Source organism: Aquiflexum gelatinilyticum (genome assembly GCF_024741135.1).
In the GTDB taxonomy this organism is placed as follows: Bacteria; Bacteroidota; Bacteroidia; order Cytophagales; family Cyclobacteriaceae; genus Cognataquiflexum; species Cognataquiflexum gelatinilyticum.
This window is the reverse complement of record NZ_JANSUY010000017.1, coordinates 78,210-94,597: the sequence shown is the minus strand read 5'-3', so window position 1 is coordinate 94,597 and position 16,388 is coordinate 78,210. Positions and strand designations below refer to the sequence as shown.

Sequence of the window (16,388 nt, the reverse complement as noted above, 5' to 3'; positions counted from 1 at the left end):
TAAAATGAATGAACCACAAAAAGATCCAACAAAAACAAAAGAAACTTAACATTTAAATATTTATGCTTAGGTCTTTGTCCTCATTTGTTTCTTTTGTGGTTCAAAATCAATTAAATCTTATCCCCAAAGAAGATGGCATTGAAGAACAGCTTGTTTGTTCCAAACCATGTTCCCCGGAAATTCGGGTTGTCGATAAAGTGAATTACCCTTCCCTGACCGACGGTTGAAACCAATAAGCTTGCACTTTGCTTGATTTTTTCAAGGTTTGCCGGTGAAACATATCCTCCAAGCAATGGATTGGCAGTATATATGACAGGAGTTTGGGACTTGTTTTTGGATGGTTTGAAGAAAAGGGTGGTATTTCTATAAACAGGAATTTCTGAGTTTTTGTACCCAAATCCCAAAGGATGGGTAGTGTCCAATTTCCCCAAATAAATGCTTCCGCCGATTTCTTGCGCTCCCGATAAGTTCCTTGCATCTGCAAAGGGTACGGATTCAGGACCTTTTGCTGCTTCGGCAGTAACAAATTCTTCCTGAATGATTTCTTTACTTTGGAGCCATTGACTTGCTGTGCGCATGGAAATGATGGTTCCTCCTCTTGAAAGCCAATCTTTTAAATGGGCTATTTGAGGCGCTGAAAGGCTGGAATAATTTCCTGAAGGAAGGATCAAAGTGGTGTAATCAAACAGATTCACCCTGCCAAACAATCCCAAGTCCACTTTTGTAATCTGCATTCCAACTTTGGTATCCATCAGGTGCCATATTTCCCCGGCTTCATATTGGGATGTTCCCTGCCCGACAAGCATGAGGACTTTCGGTTTTTGGATAGCTGAAATACTGCCGCTACCCAAGTCAATCCCTTTCAGGCTGAACCCTGTGGTGCTTGCAAATACATTTTGGCCTGCTAAATCAGCTGCTTCTTTCAATGCTTTTCTCAATTCTTCCGCAGAAAGTTTTTGGAAAGCCGTTGGAATGACCAATGAACCTGCAGTGAATTCTTTGGAACCTTGATCAGTATTCGAAGTAAAAGGCTGTGCTGTTACTTCAACATGGACCCCCGCTGATTGAATATGGTGTAGAAATTTTGGAGCAAAATAATCAGACCAATCCACCAAATAAGCCACATATTTCCCATCAGCCGGGAAGGTCAAAGTTTGGCTTGGGAGTTTCTCGATTTTTTTTCCGCTAACAACTGTTTGCGTGGCGTAAGGCATGCCATAAGCCAAGGCCATGGTCCAGGATGAAGCATCATAAAATACCGAATCTGCAAATGTCGTCACCTTCTCAAACATCGATCTCACCATCCTGTATTGTGGTTGGGATGTAGGAACAATCCAGGATTTTCCTTTCTTAAATGACTTTCCTTCTGAGGTTATATCTTTATCATTTTCAAGTACTTTAATCTTATGATCCAATAATAACTTTAAGAAAAGTCTATTACGGGAATCATCTGACTCATCTCCAAAAATATATCCTTTGGCTTTGTCTTTGCTTGCTTCGGTGATAGCAGTCTGGAAATATTCGCGCAGGTATCGGTGCATGTATTCCCTTTCCTTGACACCGGCTTCCATGGTGGCGATAGATGTTTTGAGTTGGTTCCGGATCGTAAATTGAAAGGTAATATCGCCACGCTGAGAGCTTTGGATATGACCCCTTGAACTTGCCTGTTCAAAAACCAATCCCAATCCACCCTGAATATCCGGATAGGTCGAACCATATCCCGGATAACTGTTGTCAAAAACTTCCTTGGTCCAATACAAACTGCCGATATCATCCAATGCCTTTGCAAAATAGGTCGCAAACTTGTTGTTGATTTCGTCATAGTTTTTTCTTGGAATGACAGGATTTTCACTGCCAAAGGGTTTGGTCGGTTCAAAGAAGTAGGTGGCATTGGTTCCCATTTCGTGAAAATCCCCCACCACGTTTGGATACCAGGTATGGTACCATGCGATTTTGTTTTGCAATTCCACCTGTGCCAATGGCAGCCAATCTCTGTTCAAATCGAACCAATAATGGTTGACGCGTCCGGAAGGCCATATTTCATTGTGTTCTCTGTCCAAAGGATCTGCAACAGGCGGCGAACCTTTGTGCATGTTTGCCCAATTGGTATGTCGGTCCCTTCCGTCAGGATTGATGGCCGGATCGATCATGACCACGGCATTGCTTCTGATTTCTTTGGCAAGTTCACTTTGTGAAGCCAAAAGCCAATATGCTGTCAAGATGGAAGCTTCTCCGCCAGAAGGTTCATTCCCATGGACGCTGTAGGCGAGGTTGACAATAGCCGGCATGTCGCTGACATCAGGCATGGGAAAGGTTGGATCTACCAATTTGAGGTGGTTTGTCCTTATGGATTCCAAATTGGAGATGTTTTCTTTATTGCTGATAACCAGGACAACCAATGGCCTCAGCTGATTGGTATAGCCGATGGTGACGAGCTTTGCCATATCCGATTTGTCAGCCAAAAGCTGAAAGTATCCTACAAGTCGGTCGTACCTAGTATGCCATTCCCCAACGTGGTAACCCAAATAGGAGTAAGGACTTGGAATGTCATTGGAGAAAGTTTCTCCTGGAAAATAATATTCCTTTTGGGCTTTTGCAGAATATATATGGAGCAAGAGCAAAGTTATCAGTAGCAGTTTCTTTTGCATAGGTTTAAATTTGGAGGAAATTACCTGTAAGGTATGACATGGAAAACCAAAAATCCATCAACGGCTTTTGAAAGCTTGCGAATTGATTTAATTTGGAGCTTGAAAGAATTCTAGAATTGAAACCATCCTTGGATCACAGAATATCAATAACAATTAATAAACCAAATAACCTATGAAAAAGCTTTTTCAAGCCTCTTTGACAATGATTGCCTTGTTGGCCGCGATGCCGCTGTTTGCACAACAAAAAGACATCAAACTTCCACCTGAAGCGACGGAATTTTGGGAACCTGTTCCCCGAAAAGTAACTCCTGCTGCCCAAATGGGACAAGCACCTTCTGATGCGATTGTCATATTTGACGGAAAAAACCTTGATAATTTTGTCAGTTCAAAGGATGGCAGTGCCCCACAATGGAAAGTAGAAAACGGTGCATTTACAGTAGTCCCAAGAACCGGTGCAATCAAAACCAAGCAAGGTTTTGGTGACATGCAGCTTCACATCGAATGGTCAGCGCCAACGGTGATCAAAGGTGAAGGTCAGGGACGTGGTAACTCAGGAATTTTCTTGATGTCTTTGTACGAATTGCAGGTGTTGGATTCTTATGAAAGCAGAACTTATTCCAATGGACAGGCAGGTAGTATTTATAAGCAACATCCTCCTTTGGTTAATGCGATGAAAGCACCGGGAGAATGGAATACTTATGATGTGATTTTTACTGCTCCAAAATTCAATGCCGACGGCATGTTGGTTACTCCTGCCAGAATCACTGTGCTTCACAACGGGATTTTGGTTCAAAATAATGTTGAACTTAAAGGTCCTACAGAGTATATTGGAATCCCTAATTACAAAGCACATGCTGCCGAAATGCCGCTAGAACTCCAAGATCACGGGGATTTGGTAAGCTTCAGGAATATCTGGGTGAGGAAGTTGTAATTGAGGACAATTTTCAATTTTAGACGGAAGACAGAAGATGGAAGGCAATACACATCCTTACGTCTTCTGTCTTTTTTTTACTTCTAACTTTTAACTTCAGAATTCCTTACTTCAACCTATCCATCAATCCTTCCTGATAACTGACACTGATTGGGACGAGTTTATCTCCAATAGTCAATTGGTGCCTCTCGATTTTTTGGACATGTTGGATATTCACCAAGAAAGAACGGTGGGATTTGACAAAATTGGAAGGCAGGATTTTTTCTACTTCTGCCAAGGTCATCCTGCTGAGAATTTTTTCTTTCGGAAGCTGAAAATTCACATAATTGCCATTTGCTTCACAAAAGAGTAACTCGTCAAAATTGACCTTTATCTGCTCATAGCCTGTTTTGACAAAAATGGTCCCTGAGGCATTTCCATTTTTGAGTTCATGCCATTCCTGCGCTTTTTGGCAGGCTTTTAAAAACCTCCCAAGGTTAAAAGGTTTGAGCAGGTAATCCTTCGCATCCAATTCGAAACTCATCACAGCGTGCTCTGAGTAAGCTGTAGTAAATATGACCATGGTGTCCTTCGGAATCAAAGCCGCGAGCTCGAGCCCTGAGATATCGGGCATTTTGATATCAAGGAAAATCAAGTCCACCTGCTCGCTTCTGATATAATCCAAGGCAAGGATTCCATCTGTGAAAACCTTACGCAAATCCAAGAAAGGCACTTTGGCTGCATGGGCTTTGATTACCTCGAGGGCCATCGGTTCATCGTCTATGGCTATGGCATGGAGCATATCAGGAGCGTTTTATGGTTAAATGTACAAAATATTCCACTTCGTTTTCCCGAATGACAAGTTCATGTTTCCCCGGATAGAGGAGTTGGAGACGCTGTTTGACATTGTCTAAGCCGATACCGTTTGACTTGGATTCAGGGTCATCTTCGTGGCTTCGGTGGATACTGTTGTTGACATCCAAATGGATGGTTCCATCCGTACAACGCAGGCTGATTTTAACCCATGATTTCTTTTGGAAACTGATTCCGTGTTTGAATGCATTTTCTACAAAGGGTATAAGCAACATGGGAGCGATATCCCCTGTACAATTTTCAGGATTATGCCTAAAATCAATGTCAACATTGTCATGGGATTTGATGCGGAGTACCTGCAAATCCACATAATTGATCAGGTATTCTTTTTCTTTTGCAAGTGGGATTTTATCCATGTTGTTTTCATGAAGCATAAAGCGCATCATGTCTCCAAGCTTTTGGATACCCTCAGAGGTCCTTTCGGCATTTTCCTGCAAGGCCGTTCCATACAGGGTATTTAGGATATTAAAAAGGAAATGGGGATTGATCTGCATCCTTAGTAAGGAGAGTTTGGCTGAACCTTCGTCCACTCTGTAGCTCAGCGTATTAATCTTACCTAGAAGGTGATCATATTTTTTGAACATCAGGTTGGAAAAGGGGATGAGTAGACCTACAACAAATATCAACACAGCCAATCCTAGCACCAAAATACCGACATTCTCGTTTTCAATTGCCAAAATGAAAAAGAAAAACCCTAAGGCCAAAATCAACAAAACATATAATGAGTTGGCAAGTTTGTTCCGTTCTTTCTTTCTGTTTCGGTATATGAAAAAGTAATTGTAAAGCACAATGCCAAGCATCACAGGGATTGCGATCGTATAGCTAAGCGGAATCCACCGTTCGATGATATCTTGCAAACCAAACAGAAATAACATCGCAAAGGCGAAGACCGTGATTAATTTGACAACGTTGTAAGGCTGAAAGTCTTTCGTTTCGGAACTAGGGAAAATCTGTTCTATCACGTCACTAAGCAAAAGGTATCCAATATAAAGGCCTACAGTGCTGAAATAGTAGGGTGCCGCGAAGTTTTGGACAAGTTCACCCATCATTGAAAATCCGCCCACAAAAAGGAAGGAGATCAAAAGGATCAGGAAGGAATAAATGTAGTAGGTGGATTTTCGTTTTCTGGTTTCTTTGCTCGGAATCAATATCTGATGGTGCAGGAAGAAAGAAAGGAAAAGTATGGCAGGTATCAGGATTTTGGCAAAATATCTTGCGAGTTCCAATCCATTCGGTTCAAAATCGTAGAAGTTGGATTGGAAAATGTTTGTTAAAATGATGGTGACAAACAAAACTGTCATCACCCACCATTCTATTTGTCTAAAGGGAAGTGGTTTTTCTTTCATTGGGATTTGAATTTAATGATTTAAGGTTGGGTTTGATTTGATTTTGAAACAGAAATCTCGGGTTTTGATTTTTCTTTTCGCTTTTCATCTTCAGCTTTACCGATAAGCCAAATGTTGTAAAGTATGGCTGCTATAAGTAGAATGAAATAAGGCGTCTTGGATTTCATGGAATAGGTCGTCGATTCTTTGACAAGGATAAGCCTGATCTTAAAATGACACAAAAAAATGTGATGAAGGAGACGCTATTTGGGGTGGATAAGGATTTTGGGAGATTTAAAAGGGGTCAGTTTTCAGTCTCAGTAGGCTGTGTTCAGTCAAATTTTCCAATTTTTCAATTTTCAAATCTTCCAATTTAAGGCTTTCCAATCCCATAACCTTCCAACTTTAAAACCTTCTTAACCTTTTAACTTCCGAGAACCTTCCAAACACTCATTCCCCCAAGCAATAACGTGATCAGCCAGATTGCGAAGGCCAAAACATTCATCCCAAGTCGGTTGGTGTGAGTTCCCATTACAGATTTTTTATTGACTAACCAAAGGATGTAGCCACTCAATAAGGGAAGCAAAACGCCATTTGCCAGTTGCGCAAAGAGAATCAGTTGAATCGGTTTGATTCCTAATGAAGAAAAAACAATTCCTAATCCCAAGATTCCCATGATGCTGATCCTCATGGGTAAGCTTTTGAGGTCAGTGGATAAGCCAAAACTTCCCGCTACGACCAAGGAACCTGCCAACGGTGATGTGATCGCAGAGGTGATTCCTGCAGCAAATAACCCGAAAGCCATGAAATATTTGGCCATTTTTCCCATCAAAGGTTCTAAACCTATAGCCAAATCAACCGCTGAGTTGACTTCGGTGGCAGATCCTGCTTTGGCAGTAATGATGATGGCCATGGAAACCAATCCTCCCAAAATGACAGCAATTAGGGTATCAACCCTGATATATTTGAGGTCTTGGATGGTTTTCCATTTTTGGGAAATCAGAGAAGAATGTAAAAAAAGATTGTAAGGAACCACGGTCGTACCGATCAATGCGACGATGGTAAAGATATTTTCAGCATTTACGGTGGGCTGAAAGCCTGAAAGCAATTCCAGAAAGTTGGGCTTGGACCAAACTGCCGTTCCTAAGAAAGCAATACTCATCAAAATTACTAATCCGGTCAGGTAAGTACTGATGGTTTTATAACTTCCTGTTAATAAAAGAATTAATGCAAGTGAACCGATAATTAAGTTTAAGATATTTAACTGAAGTTTTCCTAGGTTCCATATTGGAGTTTTGACAAATAACTCAGCGCCCAATGCGCCTCCGCTGATATTTCCGGCTTCGTAAGCGGCATTTCCCAAAACAATGACAATCATCACAAGGAAAATGGAGAAGTAACGAAGGATTCCTTTTTGAAGGGTTTCTGAAATGACCGAAGCCAATCCTTTTTGGGTAACCAATCCGATTCTAGCTGCCATTTCCTGAAGGACAATCGTAGCAATGACGGATAAAGCCATTGCCCACAGCAAGTCAAAACCAAAATTTACTCCCGCAAGCGTACAAACAGTAACCGTCCCCGGCCCAATGAAAGCGGCTGCAACAATCGGCCCGGGACCGATGTATTTCCTCCAACTCATGGTGCCTGCTGCAATGCGTAAACGGCAAAACTGCCCAACCAATGCGTTCCTTCATAATTGTCATCCACGATGGAAGGAAGGGAATAATTGATATGGTCATTGGCTACCTGCATCAGGTGTCCATATTCTTCAGGATATTCTTTGATCAAACCATACAAAACCCAAGCCCTGCTAAAGTTAAGTCCGTCAAGGTGAACCAATTTACCATCTGTCCGGTCACTGACTTTACCCGGCTCCAAAGCAAAGTCAGTATTTGTCAATTGGGGTAAAAACTGCTTTATCCATTTCTGAAAATCTTCTTTGGTCATCACTTTTCTCATGATATCCAATTCCTGAAAGCATGGAGACAAAAAGTCAAAACCGCTCGGTTCATAGACCAAAGGGCAATTTCCATCTTTAAAAAACCAGTCCAAAGCCCTGGATTTAATCAATTCCTGCAGGCCAACGTGATTCAATGTTTTGGCATAATCATAAGCCAACGACAATCCAAAAGCAATATTGGTATGCTCACCAACCCTGATGGGATAAATGAGTTTTGGCAAAAACTCAAGGTACTTTTCCACCATGAGGTCTGTCAATGGCTGGAGATTTTTTTCCAGTTCCCTTGCCAAAGGATCATCCCAAAGATGGATTTCCTCTGCGAGTTTCAGCATCCAAGCCCAACCGTAAGTCCTAGAAAAACCCGGATCAGAGGGGCCTTTAAAATAGGCGACCTCTACAGCAATGTTTTCTGCGCTGATATTTTCCAATAATTTCCTTCTGATTTCTTCTCCATTTTCTAAGTCGGGGAATTGTCTCAGAAGACTCACCAACATCCAATGACCATGCATACTTGAATGCCAGTCAAAGCAGCCATAAAAAGCTGGATGAAGTGCTTTTGGGCCTTTCAGTTCAGATTCATTTCCCAAAGTTTGGTTGAGCTTATTGGGATATTCGGTTTGCATACAATCCAGCGGAAGTTTTGAAAGTCTGTTGGCTTCAGCTTCTGTCAGGCGAATAGGGTCGGGGATTTCGGGGGTTTCCTTTTTAGGCTGACAGGATAAAAGAAAGCCTGTCAGGAAAATCAATAAGAACAAAGATCTGATCATGTCGATGGTTTTGGATTTTGAATATAAGGGATAATGGTGATTTTTTCAGGAAGGCTCTTTTATTTGGCTTAAGGGAGTTATAAATAGCTTGATAATTGATATTTTGCCTATAATTATTCCGACACAAATTCATGAAAAGATTTATTCTCAAGTTGCTTAAGGTCATATTATTCCTTGTTTTGATTGTGATTATTGGTTTATTGGCTTGCTATAGAGGTGATATTGCACCTGATGAACTAATCGGAAAATACGGCGATGAAAATTCATTTTTTTTAATGGTAGATGGTGTGAACGTTCATGTGAAGGTCAGGGGAGAAGGAGAACCGATCTTTTTGATCCATGGGAGTTTTTCTTCCCTTCACACTTGGGAAGCTTGGGAAAATGAGTTGAGTCCATTTTTTATGACCATTTCCATGGATTTGCCGGGTCACGGCCTTACAGGTCCCGATTTGCAAAAACGTTATGGAATTGAGGACTATTCCAAACTTGTATTCGGTATCGCAGACCAGTTGGATTTGAGAGAATTTCATGTGGCCGGCAACAGTATGGGTGGAGGAGTGGCGCTAAAAATGGCCTCAGACCAACCAGAAAGGATATTGACTTTAAACCTCATCGATTCATCGGGTGCAAGACCGAAAACCCGAACAGATTCTGCCCAAAGCAAATCGTATAACTCAGGTGCTTGGATTTTCAAAGTGGCCCAAAACCCGGTTTTCAACAAGCTTTTGCTCAAATGCACTCCCAAATTTGTTTTTGGCCTAAACCTGAAACAGGTTTTCTATGACAATTCAAGAATCACAGACGAGATGTTGACCAGGTATTACGAACTGTTGAGAATGGAAGGAAACAGGCAGGCAACATTGGACAGGCTGACTACCAGAAAACCTTATGAGGTAGATTTTGAAAAACTGAATATGCCGGTTCTGATCATGTGGGGAAAACATGACAATTGGATTCCTTTACAAAACGGAGAAAGGCTCGCAGAAGCCATTCCCGGCTCCAAATTGAAGGTTTTTGAAAATGCAGGACATGTGCCTATGGAAGAAATACCGACGGAGACTGTCTCAGAATATCTGTCATTTTTGGGCATTCAGGTTGAAAGAGATTACTTTTCTACCCCCAAATTCTTCAGCCATGTCTATTGAAACCATTTTGATTTCTCTTTCAGTAATTCAGATTTTACTGATCATCTTTTTAGTCATTAAGTTTCTATCTCAAAAGTCCGAAAGGGATTTCAATCAATTGGAAATTAGTCAGTTAAAGCAGGAATTTGCCCAACAAATGGCTGCAAATAGGACTGAAATACAAGAGGGATTGCTTAGGCAGTTTGGCTTGGTTTTCGATTCCCTTCGAGCAAATTCAAAAGAACAGTCTGAGGTTTTGAAGGATTTTGGGACGATTTTCAGAGAAAATGTCAAAGAATTCAATGAACTACAAAGAGAAAAATTCCAAGACCTGATCTTCAAACAGGAGAGAATGTTGGCATCTACCGAAGAGCGATTGGACAAAATGAGGGAAACGGTCGATGAAAAATTGCAGAAGACCTTAGAGGCAAGATTGGGTCAATCTTTTGAATTGGTAACCAACCAACTTTTGGCTGTGCAAAAAGGACTTGGAGAAATGCAGAACCTCGCAACCGGAGTGGGTGACCTCAAGCGGGTGCTGAGCAATGTCAAAAGCAGGGGAGTGTTGGGAGAATACCAATTGCATGGGATTTTGGAAAATATCCTTTCCCCCGAACAGTATGCAAGTAATGTTTCCGTCAAAAAAGGGAATTCGGAGCGGGTAGAATTTGCCATCAAAATGCCCGGAAGCAAGGAAGACGGGCCGGTTTACCTGCCGATTGATGCCAAATTTCCGCAAGAAACTTTTTACAGACTTCAGGATGCCTATGATACCGGAGACAAGCTTATCATAGATTTGGCAAGGGCCGATCTCTTCAAAGCCATCCGGAAAGCCGCTCAGGATATCAGCCAAAAATATCTGCATCCCCCGTTTACCACCGATTTTGCCATGCTTTTCCTTCCCATGGAAAGTCTGTATGCAGAAGTTCTCCGTGAACCCAATCTTGCGCAATCCCTGCAAAAGGATTACAAAATCATCATTACCGGACCGACAACTTTAGCCGCGATGTTGAACAGTCTTCAAATGGGATTCAGGACATTGGCTATACAGGAGAGGAGCAGCGAAGTTTGGAAGGTATTGGGAGCCGTCAAGTCTGAATTTTCAAAATTCGGGGATTTGATCAGCAAAGCTCAAAAGAAAATTATTGAAGCACATACCGATTTGGATGAATTGGTAGGAACCAGGACAAGGGTAATTCAGCGAAAATTGAAAGAGGTAGAAATTATGCCGGAAGATGAGGGAAGAAAACTTCTTGAATGATTGTTAAACTAATTTCCATTTTTAAATTTGAGAAAAATCAATCCCCTATGAAATTTTACTATTCGGTCATTTTCTTTTTGATTGTCTCATTTTCTTCAGCACAGCAGATTTTTGATGTGGAACCCGAAGATCGGGAGAATTCAATAGAAATCAACAATACTGCTGTTGACATGATTTCCAAAGGAAACTTTGAAAGTGCTGCACGGATTCTGCAACAGGTGATTTTGGATGATCCATCATTCCACCCGGCTTATTTGAATTTTTATAGAGCAGGAGGGCAGGTGGCTTCCCAAAAGGAAAAAGTGATCGAAACCTTAAGAAAAGGGCTTTTGATCTTTGAGGAAGATGATGAGATGGCGTATTATCTCGGAAACATTCTTCAAAGGGAAAACCGCCTCACAGAAGCGATAGCTGCCTATACAGATGCCATTAAGTTCAGTAAAATTAATGGAGAAGAATTTGAGTTGGTCTGGGCTTACCATTTCAACAGAGGGAATTGTTACCTTAAATCAAACCAACACGCCAAGGCCATACCTGATTATGATTATGCATTGAAACTCAGCCCGTCTAATGCAGACGTTTTGACCAACAGGGGGTTTTGTCATTATAAAACAGGAAATAATTCTGCCGCTTGCGAAGACTGGAATGAAGCCAAAAGACTCGGAAACACCCAGACAGAAAAGTATCTCCAATCCTTCTGTAAATAAAAAACTTATTTCTTATTGCGCTTAGGTGCAAAACATCATACCTTTTGCCCGATTTGGACAGGATAAGCTTTTACACCCCTGACTCTTATTGATATTTCAAATGGGAATGAACATTGTCATTGCAGGTGCCGGAGATATGGGTTACCATCTAGCGGAGCAACTTAGTTATGAAAACAAGGATATAACCCTGATTGATGTAGATAAGGATGCATTGGACAATGCGGCTTCACATCTTGACGTCATGACCATCATGGGAGATGCGACTTCACTCGAAGTGCTCAATAATGCCAACCTGAAGGATACGCATATGTTTATGGCTGTTACCACTTCAGAAAAGACAAATATTGTGGCAGCTACTTTGGCAAAACAATTGGGTGCAAAACGGGTGATTGCGAGAGTACGAAACCATGATTACTTAGAACCTGAACACGAGGTTTACTTCAAAAACATCGGAATAGACAATATTATTTCACCCACCATGCTTTGTAGCGGTGAAATATACCGGATGATCAAAAATTCTACATTTACGGAAGTTATTGAATTCGAAGGAGGTAAACTCAATATTGTCGGGATTTCATTGGATCAATACAGTCCATTATTCAACAAAAAAATAGCTGACATGAAAGACATCCCTTTATTTGGGGATATCAGGATCGTAGCAATAGTCAGAGATCAGATGACGATCATTCCGAGAGGCAATACCATCATCAGAAACAACGATCACGTATTTTTCATTTCTAATAAAAAAGCTGTTGAATCCATCATTGAACTTCTTGGGGAGAAAAAAATAAGCATCAAAAATATCATGATCATTGGAGGTGATGATATGGCATTTGCTACAGCCTTGAAGCTTGAAGATGAATTCCGTGTGACTTTGGTCCACAGAGATAAGGAAAGATGTAAATGGCTTTCTGAAAGGCTAAATAATACCTTGATTATCAATGGGGATTACAAAAACATTGAACTTTTGATTGAAGAGGGATTGGAACAAATGGAAGCTTTCATCTCCCTTACAGAATCTTCAGAAACTAACATTATCACCTCGCTCAGTGCAAAGAATCATGGTGTTTACAAAACCATTGCCCATGTAGATACCAGAGAGTATATCCATATTTCGCATAGTATAGGCGTGGATTCCCTTATCAATAAAAAACTAGTTGCAGCCAATCAAATAACCCGTTTTTTAAAAAAAGGAAAAGTGGAAGCGGTATCAGGAATCTATGGGGTAGATGCAGAAATCATCCAATACGTAATCACAAAAGGAAATAGATTGACAAAAAAATCCTTAAAAGAACTTCATTTCCCTGATACAGCCATTGTTGCAGGCGTAATCCGGGGAGAAGAAGTTTTTATACCTGATGGAGATTTTATGCTTCATGTAGATGATAAGGCTATTGTTCTTGCCTTGCCAGCAGCCAAAGCAGCTTTAGAGAAACTTTTCCATTGATATGATTCATTATAGGGCTATTGGAAAAGTAATGGGGGCATTGTTGATGCTTTTATCACTTTTGATGTTTCCGGGACTTGGATTTTCATTATACTTCGAAAGTGGAGACCATTACCCGTTGTTAATGTCCGCTTCTGCTTCTCTGATAGTGGGTGCAATCATGTTTTTTTCTTTTGCAAAGCAAGATCAGAATATCAGAAAAAGAGAGGGATACCTGATAGTCACGCTGAGTTGGGTTTTCATGTCTGTATTTGGAATGCTTCCATATATGCTGAGCGGGACAACAGCTACCTTCAGCGATGCTTTATTTGAAACTGTTTCAGGACTTACCACTACCGGTGCAAGTATTTTGACCGACATAGAAGTGGTTCCTGAAGGAATTCTTTTTTGGAGAAGCATGTCCCAGTGGGTAGGAGGACTTGGAATTATCGTTTTGACAGTGGCCATATTTCCACTTTTGGGTATAGGTGGCATTGAGTTGTTTGTGGCAGAATCACCAGGACCTACCTCAGATAAACTACATCCACGGATTCAAGAGACAGCCAAAAGGTTATGGCTGATTTATGTAGGGCTTACCTTTACCCTTGGTGTATTGTATTATTTTGGTGGGATGACATTTTTTGACGCTGTCAATCACGCATTGACTACGATGGCCACAGGTGGATTTTCTACCAAAAATGCGAGTATGGCTTTTTATGATTCAGCCTTTATCCAATATTCTGCTATAATTTTTATGTTTTTGGCAGGTACTAACTTTACTGTAATCTATTTTGGACTTACAGGAAAATTTGATAAAGTATGGCGTTCAGATGAATTCAAAGCGTATGCTTCTACCATAATTGTCCTTGCTTTTTTCATTACTGTTCCTGTTTATTTTTATTCAAGTCAAGATTTGGAAAAAGCATTTAGGGATACTTTGTTTCAGATTGTATCCCTAATCACGACTACGGGATTTGTATCCGCTGACTACACTTCCTACCATGATGGACTTACTTTGATTTTCTTTATGTTATTGTTTTTGGGTGCATCTGCCGGTTCTACCGCAGGTGGGATCAAATTTGTCAGGCACTTAACCTTCTTCAAAAACAGTTGGCTTGAATTCAAAAGAATTGTACATCCACGGGCAGTGGTTCCTTTAAAAATAAACGGTGACAGGGTTACAGGAAAAATCATTACCCATATCATGAATTTCCTGTTGATTTACCTTATGATTTTTGTGACAGGATCTGTGGTGATTTCCCTGATGGGATATGACATTCTCACCTCATTTGGTGCAGTAGCCACTTGCTTGGGCAATGTGGGACCGGGAATAGGTAAAGTAGGACCGATTTATAATTTTGCCTTCTTTGATCCTTATTCAAAAATGATTCTCAGCTTTTTGATGCTATTGGGCAGGCTGGAATTGTTTACAATCCTCGTTTTGTTTACCCCGTATTTTTGGAGAGCCAATTAAGATTTTGGAAGTGTAAAACAAAAAGTGGATCCTGAGCCAATCTGGCTTTTTGCCCAAATTTCGCCTTTGTTTTTCTTTACAAGTTCTTTGGATATCAACAGTCCCAAACCGGTTCCTTTTTCCTTATGTGTTCCGGAGGTACTGTAAAAATCATTGCCAAACAATTTGCTTAGGCCGGCTTCTGTCATGCCTATTCCTTGGTCAGAAATGGAAATGGTATAGAAATTTTCCTCTTCTTCCAAAGTGACGGTGATTTTATCATTTTCATTAGTGAATTTCAGCGCGTTGGTGAGTAGGTTTCTGATTACGATTTCAAGCATCGTTTTCTCAGCTTCGATCTCAATGGATTTTGGAATATAATTTTCCAAAACTTGTCCTTTATAATATCCTGATCCTGATAGGAAACTGAGGCTTTGTTCCACTACTTTGAATAGATTGAACTTGGAAAATTCTGTATTCATGCCCCTCATTTGGCTTCTAGACCATATTAGTAGGTTTTCAAGTAACATGGAGTTGTTTCCAAGATTTTGGGATAAAATCGGCAAATAGGATTCAAATTCCTCTTGGCTTAGGTTCTCTTCATTCATCAACTTAACCATTCCCCAAAGTGAATCCAAAGGTGCTTTGAGATCATGGGCGAGAATAGAGAATATTTTGTCTTTTTCGATATTTAAACGATTCAGTTCTGCAGCTTGGCATTCGATCTGATTTTGTTTTTCTTTCAGGACACGGATATTGTGGATTTCTTTTTTGTATGACCTGTAATAGATCGAAAATGCAATGAAGAGCGAAAATGCCAATAACATCAGAGCAAAGGTTATGTACATTTTGAATTTCTGATTAGCCTGCATCAGTTCATTCTCTCTGCTCAAAGCAGCAATTTCATCCTTCTGTTTTTTGATAGTAAGCCCTGCAAGGTAATTTTTAATTCTTTCCGCACTTAAAATCTCTTTTTCCTGATCCAAAAGCGCCAGATATTTCTTCGATTCTGTGGTATTTCCCCGATCAAAATATAACTGATACATCATCTCATAAATCTCAATCATTGATTCTGAGTTTGGACGCTGTTGGTGCAGGATTTTAGCTTCTTCAGCATACTTGATGGCTTGATTTACATTTCTTGTGGCAATGTTGAGCTCTACAAGTTTTTCAAGCGCATGGATCGCCCTAATTATATCATAAGTGAGGCCATATTGATAGAGGTTCTTGATGTCATCCTCTACCGAATTGAATTCTCCCATTGACATTAAAAGCACAGATCTATTGAATTTTGAGACTAGCAATTGTCTTTCATTTCCTTGTTCTTGGCGTATTTCAATGGCTTTGTTAATGATGTCGAGTGCCTCTTTATTTTTTCCCAAAGCCCCTAAAACAGGGCTCATTCCGGTGTAATTATAAGCCAAGCCTTCTTTGTTACCCACTTTCAAAAACTGGGATTCGGCTGCCTTATAATATTCTAAAGACTCTTCAAAAAGATCCCTATAAAAGTATATCTGGCCGATATTATTTAAAGAATGGCCTATTTGTACAGGATTATTGTTTTTTTTACTTATCTCCAATGCCTCCTCATACAGTTTAAGTGCCTCTTCCTGTAGGTTCATGTTTCGGTAATAAACCCCCAATCTATTTAGGTTTTGAGCTTCTAAATCGTGATCCTTAATTTTGTGTGCAAGTCTGATGGCTTCAGGGTAATATTTTTGGGCTGAATCAGAGTAATGAATCACCTTGACAAGCTCCGAAAGAAAATTAAGTTTTTCTCTGTCGGATTCAGCATCTTGGTATAGGAAAAGTAAACTGTCGGCTACGTTTATTTTGTCATTTAGAATATTTCCAAATGAACCTTTGGGGAAAAGTAAAAAAATAAAAATAAATACAATTAATGGTGGTAAATGATAAGTTTTCACAGTGCAATT

At 40.4% G+C, this 16,388-nt stretch carries 12 protein-coding genes; 6 read left to right on the top strand and 6 right to left on the bottom strand.

What is annotated here, in order from left to right:
- Window positions 1-110: 110 nt before the first annotated feature.
- Window positions 111-2,648 carry a M14 family zinc carboxypeptidase gene (locus NU887_RS16700; protein WP_258424525.1) on the bottom strand — a complete coding sequence of 846 codons (2,538 nt, stop codon included), beginning with the start codon at window positions 2,646-2,648 and terminating at the stop codon, window positions 111-113.
- Between the two features lie 172 nt (window positions 2,649-2,820).
- On the opposite strand from NU887_RS16700, the gene NU887_RS16695 reads away from it, so the two are divergent.
- Window positions 2,821-3,579 carry a 3-keto-disaccharide hydrolase gene (locus NU887_RS16695; protein ID WP_258424524.1) on the top strand — a complete coding sequence of 253 codons (759 nt, stop codon included), beginning with the start codon at window positions 2,821-2,823 and terminating at the stop codon, window positions 3,577-3,579.
- Window positions 3,580-3,685: 106 nt separating this feature from the next.
- Here NU887_RS16695 and NU887_RS16690 read toward each other — a convergent pair whose 3' ends face one another.
- The 4 genes from NU887_RS16690 to NU887_RS16675 form a co-directional block, all read right to left on the bottom strand.
- The gene (locus NU887_RS16690) at window positions 3,686-4,360 is read right to left on the bottom strand and encodes a LytR/AlgR family response regulator transcription factor (protein WP_258424523.1); all 675 of its coding nucleotides are present in this window, start codon (window positions 4,358-4,360) and stop codon (window positions 3,686-3,688) included.
- A gap of 1 nt (window position 4,361) precedes the next feature.
- Entirely contained in the window at window positions 4,362-5,777 is a 1,416-nt protein-coding gene (locus tag NU887_RS16685; RefSeq protein ID WP_258424522.1) for a sensor histidine kinase, read from the bottom strand.
- A gap of 403 nt (window positions 5,778-6,180) precedes the next feature.
- Window positions 6,181-7,395 carry an Nramp family divalent metal transporter gene (locus tag NU887_RS16680; protein ID WP_258424521.1) on the bottom strand — a complete coding sequence of 405 codons (1,215 nt, stop codon included), beginning with the start codon at window positions 7,393-7,395 and terminating at the stop codon, window positions 6,181-6,183.
- Window positions 7,392-8,483 (bottom strand): DUF2891 domain-containing protein, encoded by a 1,092-nt coding sequence (locus NU887_RS16675; RefSeq protein WP_258424520.1) that lies wholly within the window; start codon window positions 8,481-8,483, stop codon window positions 7,392-7,394. The genes NU887_RS16680 and NU887_RS16675 overlap by 4 nt, the downstream gene beginning before the upstream one ends.
- A 131-nt stretch (window positions 8,484-8,614) precedes the next feature.
- On the opposite strand from NU887_RS16675, the gene NU887_RS16670 reads away from it, so the two are divergent.
- The 5 genes from NU887_RS16670 (at window position 8,615) to NU887_RS16650 (ending at window position 14,475) form a co-directional block, all read left to right on the top strand.
- A complete protein-coding gene (locus NU887_RS16670) occupies window positions 8,615-9,628 on the top strand; it encodes an alpha/beta fold hydrolase (RefSeq protein WP_258424519.1) in 1,014 nt (337 codons plus the stop codon).
- Window positions 9,618-10,868 carry a DNA recombination protein RmuC gene (locus tag NU887_RS16665; RefSeq protein ID WP_258424518.1) on the top strand — a complete coding sequence of 417 codons (1,251 nt, stop codon included), beginning with the start codon at window positions 9,618-9,620 and terminating at the stop codon, window positions 10,866-10,868. The genes NU887_RS16670 and NU887_RS16665 overlap by 11 nt, the downstream gene beginning before the upstream one ends.
- 47 nt (window positions 10,869-10,915) lie before the next feature.
- Window positions 10,916-11,575: a tetratricopeptide repeat protein gene (locus NU887_RS16660; protein WP_258424517.1), complete on the top strand. Its 660-nt coding sequence runs from the start codon at window positions 10,916-10,918 to the stop codon at window positions 11,573-11,575.
- 100 nt (window positions 11,576-11,675) lie between these two features.
- On the top strand, window positions 11,676-13,022 hold the full coding sequence (gene trkA / locus NU887_RS16655) for a Trk system potassium transporter TrkA (protein ID WP_258424516.1): 1,347 nt from the start codon (window positions 11,676-11,678) through the stop codon (window positions 13,020-13,022).
- Between the two features lies 1 nt (window position 13,023).
- The gene (locus tag NU887_RS16650) at window positions 13,024-14,475 is read left to right on the top strand and encodes a TrkH family potassium uptake protein (RefSeq protein ID WP_258424515.1); all 1,452 of its coding nucleotides are present in this window, start codon (window positions 13,024-13,026) and stop codon (window positions 14,473-14,475) included.
- On the opposite strand, the gene NU887_RS21220 is transcribed toward NU887_RS16650, so the two are convergent.
- Window positions 14,472-16,379, bottom strand: coding sequence for a tetratricopeptide repeat-containing sensor histidine kinase (locus tag NU887_RS21220; protein ID WP_258424514.1), 1,908 nt, complete (start codon window positions 16,377-16,379; stop codon window positions 14,472-14,474). The genes NU887_RS16650 and NU887_RS21220 overlap by 4 nt on opposite strands.
- Window positions 16,380-16,388 lie beyond the last annotated feature (9 nt).

Excerpts from the sequence above, each read along its gene's own strand:
- NU887_RS16700 (WP_258424525.1), bottom strand. The coding sequence starts at position 2,648 with ATGCAAAAGAAACTGCTACTGATAACTTTGCTCTTGCTCCATATATAT.
- NU887_RS16695 (WP_258424524.1), top strand. The coding sequence starts at position 2,821 with ATGAAAAAGCTTTTTCAAGCCTCTTTGACAATGATTGCCTTGTTGGCC.
- NU887_RS16690 (WP_258424523.1), bottom strand. The coding sequence starts at position 4,360 with ATGCTCCATGCCATAGCCATAGACGATGAACCGATGGCCCTCGAGGTA.
- NU887_RS16685 (WP_258424522.1), bottom strand. The coding sequence starts at position 5,777 with ATGAAAGAAAAACCACTTCCCTTTAGACAAATAGAATGGTGGGTGATG.
- NU887_RS16680 (WP_258424521.1), bottom strand. The coding sequence starts at position 7,395 with ATGAGTTGGAGGAAATACATCGGTCCCGGGCCGATTGTTGCAGCCGCT.
- NU887_RS16675 (WP_258424520.1), bottom strand. The coding sequence starts at position 8,483 with ATGATCAGATCTTTGTTCTTATTGATTTTCCTGACAGGCTTTCTTTTA.
- NU887_RS16670 (WP_258424519.1), top strand. The coding sequence starts at position 8,615 with ATGAAAAGATTTATTCTCAAGTTGCTTAAGGTCATATTATTCCTTGTT.
- NU887_RS16665 (WP_258424518.1), top strand. The coding sequence starts at position 9,618 with ATGTCTATTGAAACCATTTTGATTTCTCTTTCAGTAATTCAGATTTTA.
- NU887_RS16660 (WP_258424517.1), top strand. The coding sequence starts at position 10,916 with ATGAAATTTTACTATTCGGTCATTTTCTTTTTGATTGTCTCATTTTCT.
- trkA (WP_258424516.1), top strand. The coding sequence starts at position 11,676 with ATGGGAATGAACATTGTCATTGCAGGTGCCGGAGATATGGGTTACCAT.
- NU887_RS16650 (WP_258424515.1), top strand. The coding sequence starts at position 13,024 with ATGATTCATTATAGGGCTATTGGAAAAGTAATGGGGGCATTGTTGATG.